This is a genomic window from Amycolatopsis sp. VC5-11, assembly GCF_037034185.1.
GTDB classification, from domain to species: Bacteria; Actinomycetota; Actinomycetes; order Mycobacteriales; family Pseudonocardiaceae; genus Amycolatopsis; species Amycolatopsis nivea.
The window spans coordinates 175,508-189,131 of record NZ_JBAGKF010000009.1 but is presented as its reverse complement, the minus strand read 5'-3'; the positions used below and the strand labels follow the sequence as shown (position 1 = coordinate 189,131).

The 13,624-nt window shown below is 70.3% G+C and carries 9 protein-coding genes; 6 read left to right on the top strand and 3 right to left on the bottom strand.

What is annotated here, in order from left to right; translation table 11 throughout:
• The first annotated feature begins 2 nt into the window (after positions 1 to 2).
• From WA670_RS26295 to lgt, 4 genes are all read left to right on the top strand, one after another.
• Positions 3 to 566, top strand: coding sequence for a class IV adenylate cyclase (locus tag WA670_RS26295; protein WP_134665831.1), 564 nt, complete (start codon positions 3 to 5; stop codon positions 564 to 566).
• Between the two features lie 87 nt (positions 567 to 653).
• Positions 654 to 1,790 carry an amidohydrolase family protein gene (locus WA670_RS26290; RefSeq protein ID WP_336159180.1) on the top strand — a complete coding sequence of 379 codons (1,137 nt, stop codon included), beginning with the start codon at positions 654 to 656 and terminating at the stop codon, positions 1,788 to 1,790.
• Positions 1,787 to 2,977, top strand: coding sequence for a M20 metallopeptidase family protein (locus WA670_RS26285; protein WP_336159179.1), 1,191 nt, complete (start codon positions 1,787 to 1,789; stop codon positions 2,975 to 2,977). Before WA670_RS26290 ends, WA670_RS26285 begins: the two co-directional genes overlap by 4 nt.
• Positions 2,978 to 3,045: 68 nt before the next feature.
• Positions 3,046 to 4,062 carry a prolipoprotein diacylglyceryl transferase gene (gene lgt, locus WA670_RS26280; protein WP_336159177.1) on the top strand — a complete coding sequence of 339 codons (1,017 nt, stop codon included), beginning with the start codon at positions 3,046 to 3,048 and terminating at the stop codon, positions 4,060 to 4,062.
• A 67-nt stretch (positions 4,063 to 4,129) separates the two neighbouring features.
• Here lgt and WA670_RS26275 read toward each other — a convergent pair whose 3' ends face one another.
• From WA670_RS26275 to WA670_RS26265, 3 genes are read right to left on the bottom strand one after another with little or no spacing between them, the layout of a single operon-like run.
• Positions 4,130 to 4,930: a hypothetical protein gene (locus tag WA670_RS26275; protein WP_336159176.1), complete on the bottom strand. Its 801-nt coding sequence runs from the start codon at positions 4,928 to 4,930 to the stop codon at positions 4,130 to 4,132.
• A 15-nt stretch (positions 4,931 to 4,945) separates the two neighbouring features.
• Positions 4,946 to 6,754 carry a hypothetical protein gene (locus WA670_RS26270; protein ID WP_336159175.1) on the bottom strand — a complete coding sequence of 603 codons (1,809 nt, stop codon included), beginning with the start codon at positions 6,752 to 6,754 and terminating at the stop codon, positions 4,946 to 4,948.
• A gap of 41 nt (positions 6,755 to 6,795) precedes the next feature.
• Positions 6,796 to 7,137 (bottom strand): hypothetical protein, encoded by a 342-nt coding sequence (locus WA670_RS26265; RefSeq protein ID WP_037809678.1) that lies wholly within the window; start codon positions 7,135 to 7,137, stop codon positions 6,796 to 6,798.
• Positions 7,138 to 7,535: 398 nt separating this feature from the next.
• Between WA670_RS26265 and gltB the strand changes: the two genes are divergently transcribed.
• Together gltB and WA670_RS26255 are read left to right on the top strand one after the other, a co-directional pair.
• Positions 7,536 to 12,077 carry a glutamate synthase large subunit gene (gene gltB, locus WA670_RS26260; RefSeq protein WP_336159174.1) on the top strand — a complete coding sequence of 1,514 codons (4,542 nt, stop codon included), beginning with the start codon at positions 7,536 to 7,538 and terminating at the stop codon, positions 12,075 to 12,077.
• Positions 12,070 to 13,578 (top strand): glutamate synthase subunit beta, encoded by a 1,509-nt coding sequence (locus WA670_RS26255; protein ID WP_336159173.1) that lies wholly within the window; start codon positions 12,070 to 12,072, stop codon positions 13,576 to 13,578. The genes gltB and WA670_RS26255 overlap by 8 nt, the downstream gene beginning before the upstream one ends.
• Positions 13,579 to 13,624 lie beyond the last annotated feature (46 nt).

Below are 13,624 nucleotides of genomic sequence, written 5' to 3'. Positions count from 1 at the left end.
GAGTGTCGATAGAGGCTGAGCTGACCGCCGTCGTCCGGAACCCCGATCGCGTGCGGGCGGAGCTTGCCGAACGGGCCAAGCCGGTGCGCTCGGTCTACGCTGACACCTACTACGACCGTCCTGACCACTCGATGGATCGGGATGGCTACGAGTTGCGCGTGCGCACCATCACGACCGGCAGGCAGCAGCGAACCGTGGTGACCTACAAGGAGCCGCCGGTGGACGCGTCCTCGCGGTCCAAGCCGGAGCACGAGACGGCCGCCGACGATCCCGCGGTCATGGCGACGATCTTCGACGCGCTGGGGTTGGTGGAGCTGGTCTCGCTCGAAAAGCGTTGCGAGAACTACAGTTTCACCGCTGATGGGCGGGAAATGCTTGCCACCGTCGTCACGATCCCTGAGCTGGCCGGGCAGACGTTCATCGAACTGGAAACGATGGCCGAGCGAGACGAGTTGCCGGAAGCGCTGCGGTCGCTGCGCGAGGTGCTCGACGGGCTCGGCGTCGGCGAGGGCGACGCGGTCGAGCAGTCCTACACCGACATGGTGATGAAGGCCCGGGGCGACTAGGCCAGCGGGCGTGGAGGTCGTGCTGGCTGTCGCCTCGGCGCCCGGATTCGCCCGTAGGGTGGGGGAGAGGCTCGCTGAAGGAGAGGCATGACCGATCTGCTGGATTTCGTCGCGGACCTGCCGCTGGTCGATCACCACTGCCACGGCGTGCGCACCGGCGGCGTCGACCGCGACGGGTTCGAGCGGATGCTGACCGAGGCGGACACCGTGTCGCCGCTGGGGACGTCGCTCTTCGATTCGCTCATTGGTCTCGCCGTGCGCGAACGCTGTGCGCCGATCCTCGACCTGCCGAAGCACGCCCCGGCCGACGAGTATCTCGCGCGCCGTGACGAACTGGGCGCGCAAGAAGTCAACCGGCGGTTCCTTCGCAGCACCGGCAGCACGGATTACTTGCTGGACGGCGGTTTCCTCCCCGAATCCCTCACCGCCACGCAAGACTTCGCGGAACTGGCCGACGCCCGCGCGCACGACATCGTCCGGCTCGAACAGGTCGCCGAAGACGTCATCCGGGGCACCAGCGCCACTGGTTTCGCCGAGGACTTCGCTGCCGAACTCGACCGTCGCACCGCCACCACGGTAGGCGTGAAGTCGATCGCGGCGTACCGGGTCGGGCTGGAGCTGTCCGGGGAACGTCCTGCTCCGGCCGAGGTCGAAGCCGCCGCCGGACGCTGGCTCTCCCGGATCGAGGCGGGCGAACCGGTCCGGCTGGCTGACGAGGTGCTGCACCGCCACCTGATCTGGGCCGGTATCGACCGGCGGCTGCCCGTGCAATTCCACGTCGGCTACGGAGACTCCGACGTCGACCTCCACCGCTGCGATCCCTTGCGGCTCACCGGTTTGCTGCGCGCGACCCGCGACGCGGGCGTCCCGGTCCTGCTGCTGCACAACTACCCGTTCCACCGCAACGCCGCCTACCTGGCGCAGGTCTTCGAGCACGTTTTCGTCGACGTCGGCCTCGTCACCCACAACGCGGGCTTCCGCGCCCCCGCGATCCTGGCCGAGACGCTGGAACTCGCCCCGTTCGGGAGACTGCTGTTCTCCACGGACGCGTTCGGCCTGGCCGAGCTGTATCACCTGGGCACCGCGCTGTTCCGGCAAGGACTGTCCGACTTCCTCCGCACCGCCCTCGCCGCCGACGCACTGTCCGAAGTAGACGCGATCCGGCTGGCCCGCCTGGCTGGCCATGAGAACGCGGCCCGGATTTACCGGCTGGAGCGGAAATGAAGGACCTGGTCGAGGCTTGGCGAGCGGCGTTGGTCGAGGAGTTGCCCGCTGCGGTCGAACTGCGGCATCGGATTCACGCTGACCCGCGCGCGTCCGGCGACGAAGACGACACCGCGCGGGTCGTGGCCGCCGGGTTAGGTGAAGGCGAGCGGGTCGCGAAGACCGGGCGGCTGATCGAGATCGCCGCACCGCACCCCGGCCCAGCCGTAGCGTTGCGTGCCGAACTCGACGCGCTCCCGGTAATAGAGCGCACCGGCGTCGAATGGGCCGCGAAGACCGGCCTCATGCACGCCTGCGGCCACGACGTCCACCTCGCCGCCCTGACCGCGGTCTGCCGAGCGGCGCGGCGCGTCGAACTCCCGCGCCCGCTGTACGCGATCCTGCAGCCGCGTGAGGAAACGTCGCCGTCCGGAGCGCTTGACCTGGTCGAATCGGGCATTCTGGAGGAGCGCGGCATCGACACCGTCATCGGCGCGCACGTCCAGCCGCGGCTGCCGTACGGCGTCGTTTCGGCCGCGCCGGGGCCGGTGAACGCGTCCACGGACGAGTTCGAGGTCGTGGTGCACGGCGAAGGCGGGCACGCGGGGTATCCGCATTTGCTGCGCGACCCGGTGCTGGCGCTCAGCCAACTGGTGGTGAGCCTGCAGCAGATCGCGAGCCGCCGGATCGACCCGATGCACGGTGCGGTCTGCACGATCGGCAGGCTCAGCGCGGGCACCGCGGCGAATGTCGTGCCGAATTCGGCGTCCGCGTTCGGCTCGCTGCGGCTGATGCGCGCGAGCGACCGCGAACGTGCGCTGGAGGCGCTCGACGAGGTCGTGCACGCCACCGCCCGCGCGTACGGCTGCACTGCCGACCTCCGGATCAGCCCGTGCGAACCGGTCCTGGTCAACGATCCGGCGCTGGCCGCTGCCGCGCGGACCTGGCTCGAACGCGGCGGCGCGGACGTGGACGTGGATTTCCGGTCTTTCGGCGCGGACGATTTCGCGCATTACTGCGGCGACGGCGTCCGCGGCCTGATGCTGTTCGTCGGACTCGGCGAGACCGCGGGCGCGCCCAGCCTGCACGGCGAAACGTTCCTGCCCGAGGACGCGGCGGTCGGCCAGGTCGCGGACGCCCTGCTCGCCGGATACCTGGCCGCGGCCTCGGACCTGGAGTACCCGGAGGCGGCCGTGACCGGGCTGTGACCGGGTCTTGACTAAGGGTTCCGCGGCACCGGGACCACGACCGGGGCCCGACGCGCTACGGTGGCCGCGTGTACTCCGCAGCATTCCTGGCCACGATCCCGAGCCCCGACCAAGGCGTCTGGCACCTGGGCCCGATCCCGATCCGGGCGTACGCGCTCTGCATCATCGCCGGCATCATCGTCGCGATCTGGTGGGGCGAGCGGCGCTGGGAGGCCCGGGGCGGCACCAAGGGCACGGTGCTCGACATCGCGGTGTTCGCGGTGCCGTTCGGCCTGGTCGGCGGCCGGCTCTACCACGTCATCACCGACCCGGAGCTGTACTTCACCGAAGGCAAGAACCCCTGGAACGCCTTCGCGATCTGGGACGGCGGGCTCGGCATCTGGGGCGCGGTCGCGCTCGGCGCCGTCGGCGCGCTGATCGCCTGCCGCCGCCGGGGGATCCCGCTGCCGGCGATGGCCGACGCGATCGCGCCCGGCATCATCGTCGCGCAGGCGATCGGGCGGCTCGGCAACTACTTCAACCAGGAGCTGTACGGCGCGCACACCGACCTGCCGTGGGGGCTGGAGATCTACCAGCGCTTCGACCCGGCCACCGGCGCCCCGGACGCCCTCGGCGGCGTCGCGACCGGGCACATCCCGCTGCCGGAAAGCCCGGTGCACCCGACGTTCCTGTACGAGCTGATCTGGAACCTGCTGATCGCCCTGCTCGTGGTGTGGGCGGACCGCAAGTTCAAGCTCGGCCACGGCCGCGCGTTCGCGCTGTACGTCGCGGGCTACACCGTCGGCCGCGGCTTGATCGAGCTGATGCGCACCGACACCGCCAACCACATCCTCGGCCTGCGGGTCAACGTGTGGACCTCGATCCTGCTGTTCATCGGCGCGATGGCGTACTTCGTCGTCGCGGCCAAACGCGGTCCGCGCGAGGCCCCGGAGACGTTGCGCAGCAAGGGAGACGAGCGGAACGCCGCCGTCGAGTCCGAATCGGACGACGCGGGGGAGAAGCCGGAACCGGACGAGAAGGCCGCGGAGGACACTGTGGACGCCGGGTCTTCCCCAGCCGAGAACGGCAAGTCCGAGAAGTCTTAGGCGCAGAGCCGAAAAAGAGGTCCCCGTCCGGGTTGGGCGGGGACCTCTTTTTTTGCAGCGCCGGGGTTCAGCTGAGGAACGAACCGCCGAAGTAGTCGTCGTCATTGCCGGAGTCCTGACGCCGGGCACGGCGGCCCGACGACGGCGGCGGCTGGGGCGCGGACCGCTTCGGCCGGTCGCCTCGATCCGCGAGCGGATCGGCGAAATCGTCCTCCGGCTCCGGTTCCGGGGCGCGATGCCGAGGCGGAGCGGGCGGTGCTTCCTTCTCCGGAGCCGGCGCCGGGGGCGGGGGCGGCGGAGTCCGGTCGACGAGCGGATTGTCGTTCGAGTACTCCGCGGGCTCCGGCGCGGGCGGGGGCGGCGGCTGCGGACGGCCGCTGGTCGCCAGCGGGTCCGCGGCGGAGAACCCAGCGGGCTTGTCCGGCGTGTCCGGATACGTCGACCTTCCGGTGTCCGACAACGGGTTCCCGGCGCCGCCGGTGCGCGCCTCGAGGATCTCCTCGGGGCTCTGGCCCTCCTCCAGTTCCTCGAGGATGTCCTTGGCCTCGCTGAGCTTCTCGTCGGCGAGCGCGCGGACCTCGGGGTCGGCGAACGCCCGGCCGGCGGCGACGTCCTCCCACGAGTATTCGCCCGCGTCGACCTTCCGCTTGATCAGCCGCAGCTGCGCGGGAGCGTCCGGACGCGAGGCGGCCCGCTTGATCGCCTCGATCCGTTCCGGGGTGTCGGTTTTGGGCAGCGGGCGGAGCTTGATCTTCTCCAGGTCCTTCAGCAGCTGCTGGGATTTGCGGACCGTCCGGTCGAGCGCGGCCTCGGCCTCCCGCAGCTCGGGCGTCTTCCACGAATCGTCCGCGGTGACGGGGTAGGACATCTCGGCAGTTCCTCCTTAGTCGATGCGGCCGTGGATCCGGCCGCTCGCCGAGCGCCGGGGCGGATGGGACGGCGGATGGTTCGCGGGCGGGTGGTTCGGCTGGGACGGCGGGTGGCTCGGTTGCTGGGGCGGCTGGTGGTTCTGCTGGTTCTGCGGGGGCTGGTGCTGCGGACCGTCCGGTTGGGACCGCTGGTTCTGCCCGCGCTCGCCGTCTCCCTGCGACCGGTCGCCTTCGTCGCCGGAGCGGCGGTCGCTGTTCCCCTCGTCGCCGGACGTGCGGTCGCCTTCGTCGTCTCCGCCTTCGCGCGAGCGCCGGTTTTCCGCGTGCGCCTCGCGCGACTCGTTGACGCCGTCCTTGCCCGCCTGCACGGCGTCCTTGGCGTCTTGGCCGATGCCCTTGGCGTTGTCCTTGATGTCGCCGACGTCGCCGCCGATGTTCTTCGCGATGTCGACGAGATCGCCGATGCTGCCGACGTCCTTGATCTTCTGCAGCTGCGACCCGATGTCCTTGATCGAGTTCCAGATGTCCTGGACCTTCGTGATGATGTCCTGGATCATCTCGATGATCGAGATCAGGGCGTTGATCAGCGGGAGCAGTTCGCTGAACGCGGTGATCGCGTCGGCGATCCAGCCCGCGATCGGGACGCACGCCTCCGCGGCCATCACCAGCAGCCGGTCGATCAGGCTCTTCAGCAGGTCGAGCGCCTTGGCCGCGAGCTTCTTCGACGTGTCCGACAGGAGGTCGAAACCCTTGGCGATCAGCGACGCGATCCCGGCCTCGGCGGCGAGCCCGGCCCGCCACCCGGCCTGCACGTAGGCCTTGTGCTCCAAGGAAGCCATGCCATGCCAGGAGTCGCTGACGGTCTTCTCGTTGGCGACCATCACCTCGGAGAACGCCTTCATCGCCTCGGAGATGTTGCGCCACGCCTCGGCGTCGGCCGACATCTTCGAGAAGTCGCCGGTGAGCGGTTCGATGAACTGCTGGGTGAGCGTGGTGCCGGTGAACTTCTGGTACACCCACTCGACGGCCATCACCTCGACGCCGGCGTCCTGCACCAGCGCCTGGATGTCCTCGCCGGAGGTGTCTTCCGGCGGCTGCAGCAGTTCGACGATCGAATCGCCGCGGTCGAAGTCGCCGGTGCCGCCGGGAACTCCGCCGGGCTCGCCGCCCGAAGCCCCGGTGCCGCCCTCGCCGCCGTTGCCGCCGCCTTCACCGCCTTCGCTGCCGCCGCCCTCGCTGCCGGAACCGCCCTCGTCGCCGCCTTCGCCGCCCCCGTCGCCGCCTTCGCTTCCGGAGCCGCCCTCGTCGCCGGAGCCGCCTTCGTCGCCGCCCCGGCCGCCGCCTTCGTCGCCGCCCTCGTTGCCGCGGTCGCGGCCCCGCTCGTCGCCGCCTTCTCCGCCGCCGTCCCGGCCATCCCGGCCGTCGCCGCCGTCCTGACCGTCCCGGCCATCTCGACCGTCTCGGCCATCCCGGCCGTCACGACCATCCCGACCATCCCGACCATCTCGGCCGTCGCGACCGTCCCGGCCGTTGTCGTCGCCGGAGTTTCCCCCGGTGCCGCTCGGATGCGTACCGTCGTCCCCTCCGGACGGACGGCGTCCGTCCGGGCCGGTGCCGGGGTGCTGGTTCCCGCCCGGATGGGTGGGCTGATGGCCGCCCGGAGGCGGCTGGTTGCCGGGATGCGGCTGGTTTCCCGGATGCGGCTGGTTCCCGGGGTGCGGCTGGTTGCCGCCGGGATGGGACGGCGGATGCGTCGTCCCCGATCCCCCGGAGTGGTGGCCGCCGCCGTGGCCGCCGCCATGCCCTCCGCCGTGCCGTGCCATGTCTTTTCCCCCTCGTCAGAACCGTGCGGTGCGGATGCGCATCAGGCCGCGCCGCGGCCGGAGTCGATGCCGTCGAACTGGTCGATGAACTGCTGGAGCAGCTGCGCGGAATTGGCGTCGTGGTGCGCGTAGGCCTGCGCCGCCTGCTTGACCCCGTCCGAAAGCGAGGTCAGCCGCGAGTGGCCGAAGTCGAGCGTTCCGCCGTAGAGGTTCGCGACCAGCTGCACCACTGGCTGCAGCACCACGAACAGGCCGGTGAACCCGGACGTGTCGCACGCGGTGGAGCGCATGTAGTCGTTGATCTTGCTGATCTTCTCGTGGAGGCTGTCGAGCACCTCGGCGTACTGGTTCATCGTCTCGACGTCGACTTCTATGCCGGACATGAAAGAAACCGCCCTCCCCGTGAGCTATTCGGTTGCCGAACACTATGGCAACCGACGATCACCGGGCGTGGGCGGTTCCCCGAAATTTGTGCGATTACCTGGGAAGATCGGGCGAAGGGGACGAAGCGGGCGCATCGACTTCGTCACGTGCCGGGTGCGCGAGGCGGCCCCGGGGCTTATGCTTCGCGGACCGAAGCATCTCAGGACCCATCCGGAACTATGTCGTTCCGCGCTGCCGGATCGTTACCGTTCTTCCCCGTTCGGGGAGCTCCGAGGCGCTGCTGGGGTGTTTCCCAGGTGTTAAAGTCGCGCTAACAAGCGGGCCATCGTCGTCCCGTGCGCTCCCCGCGGCCGGTTCGCCGGCCACCGCACGAAACGACGAAGGAGGTCCCTTTTCCATGATCTTCTCCGCCATCCCCGGCAAGCAGGGTCTGTACGACCCGGACACCGAGCAGGATTCCTGCGGCGTCGCCATGGTCGCCGACGTCCAGGGCCGCCGCACGCACGGCATCGTCACCGACGGTCTCGCCGCGCTCACGAATCTCGACCACCGCGGAGCCGCGGGAGCCGAGCCGACGAGCGGCGACGGCGCCGGGATCCTGCTGCAGCTGCCCGACGAACTGCTGCGCGCCGAGGCGGGTTTCCCGTTGCCTCCCACCGGCGCCTACGCCGCCGGGATCGCTTTCCTGCCCTCCGACGACGAGCAGCGCCGCAAGGCGATCGGGCTCGCCGAACGGATCGCGGCCGAGGAAGGGCTCGCCGTCCTCGGCTGGCGCGAGGTCCCGGTGGACGCCGACGGCGCGGACATCGGCCCCACCGCGCGTTCGGTGATGCCGCGCTTCGCGATGCTGTTCGTGTCGTCCCCGCACGGCGAAACCGGCCTTGAGCTGGACCGGCTGGCCTTCTGCCTGCGCAAGCGCGTCGAGCACGAGAGCCTCGCTTCCGGCTGCGGCACGTACTTCCCGTCGCTGTCCGCGCGCACGATCGTCTACAAAGGCATGCTCACGCCCGAGCAGCTGCCGCGGTTCTTCTCCGATCTGCGCGATTCCCGGCTCGCCAGCGCGATCGCGCTCGTGCACTCCCGGTTCTCCACCAACACTTTCCCGTCGTGGCCGCTCGCGCACCCGTTCCGGTTCGTGGCCCACAACGGCGAGATCAACACGATCCGCGGCAACCGCAACCGGATGCGCGCCCGCGAGGCGCTGCTCGAATCCGATCTGCTGCCGGGCGATCTTTCCCGGCTGTACCCGATCTGCTCGGCCGACGCGTCGGACTCGGCGTCCTTCGACGAGGTGCTGGAGCTGCTCCACCTCGCGGGCCGCTCGCTGCCGCACGCGGTGCTGATGATGATCCCGGAGGCGTGGGAGAACCACACCTCGATGGATCCGGAACGGCGCGCTTTCTACCAGTTCCACGCCAGTCTGATGGAGCCGTGGGACGGCCCGGCGTGCGTCACCTTCACCGACGGCACGCTCGTCGGCGCGGTGCTCGACCGCAACGGACTGCGCCCGGCGCGCTGGTGGCGCACCGCCGACGACCGCGTGGTGCTCGCCAGCGAGGCCGGAGTCCTCGACGTGGCACCGGAAAACGTCGTCGCGAAGGGCCGGTTGCAGCCGGGCCGGATGTTCCTCGTGGACACCGCCGCGGGCCGGATCGTGGACGACGAAGAGGTCAAGTCCGCGCTGGCGCGCAAGCAGCAGTACAGCGACTGGCTGCACGCCGGCCTGCTGAAGATCGCCGAGCTGCCCGACCGCGACCACGTCGTGCAGAGCCACGATTCGGTGCTGCGCCGCCAGCTCGCTTTCGGCTACACCGAAGAAGAACTGAAGATCCTGCTCGCGCCGATGGCCGCCAACGGGGCCGAGCCGATCGGGTCGATGGGGTCGGACACCCCGGTCGCGGTGCTCTCCAAGCGCTCCCGGCTGCTGTACGACTATTTCAAGCAGAACTTCGCGCAGGTGACCAACCCGCCGCTGGACGCGATCCGCGAAGAGCTGGTCACGTCGATGAGCCGGATCATGGGGCCGGAGCGCAACCTGCTCGCGCCGGGGCCCGCGTCGTGCCGGCACCTGAACCTGCCGTATCCGGTGATCGACAACGACGAGCTGGCCAAGCTCATCCACATCAACGACGACGGCGATCTGCCCGGTTTCGCCTGCACTGTCCTTTCCGGACTGTACGAAGTGGACGGCGGGGCGGACGCGCTGGCGGCGGCGATCGAACGGGTGCGGCGCGACGCGTCCGAGGCGATCGCGGCGGGCGCGCGCACGCTCGTGCTGTCCGACCGCGATTCCGACCACCGGATGGCGCCGATCCCGTCGCTGCTGCTGGTTTCCGCGGTGCACCACCATCTCGTGCGCACCAAGGAGCGGCTGCGCGTCGCGCTGGTCGTGGAGACCGGCGACGCCCGCGAGGTGCACCACATCGCGCTGCTGCTGGGCTACGGCGCGGCGGCGGTGAACCCGTACCTGGCCTTCGAAACCATCGAAGACATGATCAGCCAGGGCGCGATCACCGGCATCGAGCCGGCGAAGGCGATCCGCAGCTACGTGCAGGCGCTCGTCAAGGGCGTCTTGAAGATCATGTCCAAGATGGGCATTTCGACGGTCGGCGCGTACACCGCGGCGCAGGTCTTCGAATCCCTTGGCCTGAGCCAGGAACTGCTCGACGAGTACTTCACCGGAACGTCGTCGAAGCTCGGCGGCGTCGGGATGGAGGTGCTCGCCGAGGAGGTCGCGGTACGGCACCGCCGGGCGTACCCGGACAACCCGACCGACCGGGTCCATCGTGGACTCGACACCGGCGGCGAGTACGCGTACCGCCGCGAGGGCGAGCTGCACCTGTTCACGCCGGAGACGGTGTTCCTGCTGCAGCACGCGTCGAAGACCGGGCGCGACGAGGTGTACCGCAAGTACACCGAAGAGGTGCACCGGCTCTACCGCGAGGGCGGCACGCTGCGCGGGCTGTTCAAGTTCCGCGACGGCGCGCGCGAGCCGATCCCGCTGGACGAGGTCGAACCCGCGTCGGCGATCCTGCGCCGGTTCAACACCGGGGCGATGTCGTACGGCTCGATTTCGGCCGAGGCGCACGAAACCCTCGCCATCGCGATGAACCGCATCGGCGGCCGGTCCAACACCGGCGAAGGCGGCGAGGACCCGGAGCGGCTGTACGACCCGCAGCGGCGCAGCGCGATCAAGCAGGTCGCATCGGGCCGGTTCGGCGTCACGAGCGAGTACCTGGTCAACGCCGACGACATCCAGATCAAGATGGCGCAGGGCGCGAAGCCGGGCGAAGGCGGGCAGCTGCCGCCGAACAAGGTGTACCCGTGGATCGCCCGCACGCGGCATTCGACGCCGGGCGTCGGGCTGATTTCCCCGCCGCCGCACCATGACATCTATTCCATTGAGGACCTGGCGCAGCTGATCCACGACCTCAAGAACGCCAACGAGCAGGCCCGCATCCACGTGAAGCTGGTGTCCTCGCTGGGCGTCGGCACGGTCGCGGCGGGCGTGTCCAAGGCGCACGCGGACGTCGTGCTGATTTCCGGGCACGACGGCGGCACCGGCGCGTCGCCGATGAACTCGCTCAAGCACGCGGGCACGCCGTGGGAGATCGGGCTCGCCGAAACGCAGCAGACGTTGCTGCTCAACGGTTTGCGCGACCGGATCACGGTCCAGGTGGACGGTGCGATGAAGACCGGCCGCGACGTCGTGATCGCGGCGCTGCTCGGCGCCGAGGAGTACGGCTTCGCGACCGCGCCGCTGGTGGTCGCGGGCTGCGTCATGATGCGCGTCTGCCACCTCGACACGTGCCCGGTCGGCGTCGCCACGCAGAGCCCGGAGCTGCGCAAGCGCTACACCGGACAGGCCGACCACGTGGTGCGGTACTTCGAGTTCGTCGCCGAAGAAGTGCGGGAAACCCTGGCACAGCTGGGATTCCGCACGCTCGACGAGGCGATCGGGCACGCCGAGATGCTCGACACCGACGAGGCCGTGCAGCACTGGAAGGCCTCCGGGCTCGACCTCAGCCCGGTCTTCGAGATGCCCGCGGAGACGCCGTACGGCGGTGCGAAGCGGCGCGTGCGCGAGCAGGACCACGGCCTGGCGCACGCACTCGACCGCACGCTCATCCAGCTCGCCGAGGCGGCGCTGGAGGACGCGCATCCGGTGCGCCTGGAACTGCCGGTGCGCAACGTGAACCGCACCGTCGGCACCTTGCTGGGCTCGGAGATCACCCGCCGCTACGGCGGCGAGGGCCTGCCGGAGGGCACGATCCACGTGCGGCTCACCGGTTCGGCCGGGCAGTCGCTCGGCGCGTTCCTGCCGCGCGGCATCACGCTGGAAATGGTCGGCGACGCCAACGACTACGTCGGCAAGGGCCTGTCCGGCGGCCGGATCGTGGTCCGCCCGCACCCGGACGCGAGCTTCGCCGCCGAACAGCAGACGATCGCGGGCAACACGCTGGCCTACGGCGCGACGTCGGGCGAACTGTTCCTGCGCGGGCAGGTCGGCGAGCGGTTCTGCGTCCGCAACTCCGGCGCGACAGTCGTGGCCGAGGGCGTGGGCGACCACGCGTTCGAGTACATGACCGGCGGCCGCGCGGTGGTGCTCGGCCCGACCGGGCGGAACCTGGCGGCCGGCATGTCCGGCGGCAGCGCGTACGTGCTCGACCTGGACCCGGCGAAGGTCAACCGGGAGATGGTGGACCTGCTTCCGCCCGCGCCGGAGGATCTGGCCTGGCTCAAGCAGATCGTGCAGCAGCACCACGACCTCACCCGCTCGGCCGTGGCCGCGTCGCTCCTGGGCGACTGGACCCGGCGCGCGGCGGCGTTCACCAAGGTGATGCCGCGCGACTACCAGCGGGTCCTCGATGCGGCGAAGGCAGCGCGCGCTGCCGGCCGCGATGTCGACGAAGCGATCATGGAGGCGGCTCGTGGCTGACCCCACCGGTTTTCTGAAGCACGAACGGCAAGAACCGAAGAAGAAGTCCTATGAGGAACGGCTTTCCTCGTGGGGCGAGGTCTACGCGGACGTCGCGCCCGAAGAGCGCAACGAGCAGGTGCGCACGCAGGCGTCGCGCTGCATGGACTGCGGCATCCCGTTCTGCCACTCCGGCGGTTCCGGCTGTCCGCTGGGCAATCTGATCCCGGAATGGAACGACCTCGTCCGCCGCGGCGACTGGGCGGCGGCCAGCGATCGCTTGCACGCCACCAACAATTTCCCGGAGTTCACCGGGAAGCTGTGCCCCGCGCCGTGCGAGGCGGGCTGCGTGCTGTCGATCTCGCCGCTGTCCGGCGGGCCGGTGGCGATCAAGCGCGTCGAGGAGACGATCGCGGCGCAGTCGTGGGAAGCCGGATACGTGCAGCCGCAGGTCTCCGAGGTGTCCTCGGGCCGCAAGGTGGCCGTCGTCGGCTCCGGCCCGGCCGGGCTCGCCGCGGCGCAGCAGCTGACCCGCGCGGGTCACGAGGTCACCGTGTTCGAACGGGACGACCGGCTCGGCGGCCTGCTGCGGTACGGGATTCCCGAGTTCAAGATGGAGAAGAAGGTCCTCGACCGGCGCCTCGCGCAGCTGCGCAAGGAGGGCACGAAGTTCGTCACCGGCTGCGAGGTCGGCGTCGACCTGTCGGTGGAAGAACTGCGCGCGCAGTACGACGCGGTCGTGCTCGCCGTCGGTGCCCTGCGCGGCCGCGACGACCGCACCACGCCGGGCCGTTCGCTCGAGGGCATCCACCTGGCGATGGAACACCTGGTGCCCGCCAACAAGTTCGTGGAGGGCGACGGCCCGTCCCCGGTCGACGCGAACGGCAAGCACGTCGTGATCATCGGCGGCGGCGACACCGGCGCGGACTCCTACGGCACCGCCACCCGGCAGGGCGCGCTGTCGGTGACACAGCTCGACCAGTACCCGACGCCGCCGGAAATCCGCGACGACGAGCGTTCGCCGTGGCCGACCTGGCCCTACATCCTGCGCACCTACCCCGCGCACGAGGAAGCGGGCGAGCGGAAGTTCGCGGTGGCGGTCAAGCAGTTCGTCGACGACGGCAACGGGCGCGTCAAAGCCGTGGAACTGCAGGAAGTCCGCGTGCAGAAGGACCCGGAAACCGGCCGCCGCGAGGTCATCCCGGTCAACGACGCGGTCGAAACCTTGCCCGCGGACCTGGTCCTGCTGGCGATCGGCTTCGAAGGCGTCGAGGAAATGCCGCTGCTGGAAGGCCTCGACCTGACCCTGACCCGCCGCGGCACCCTGTCGTGCGGCGCGGACTGGCAGACGGAAACCCCCGGCGTCTTCGTCTGCGGCGACGCCCACCGCGGCGCGTCGCTGGTCGTGTGGGCCATCGCGGAAGGCCGCTCGGTGGCGGCCGCGGTGGACACCTTCCTGACCGGTGCTTCGGACCTTCCCGCTCCGGTGCACCCGACCGCATTGCCGCTCGCGGTGGTGTGATCGGCTCGAGCTCGGGCCCCGGCGCAACGGCGCGCCGGGGCCCGTT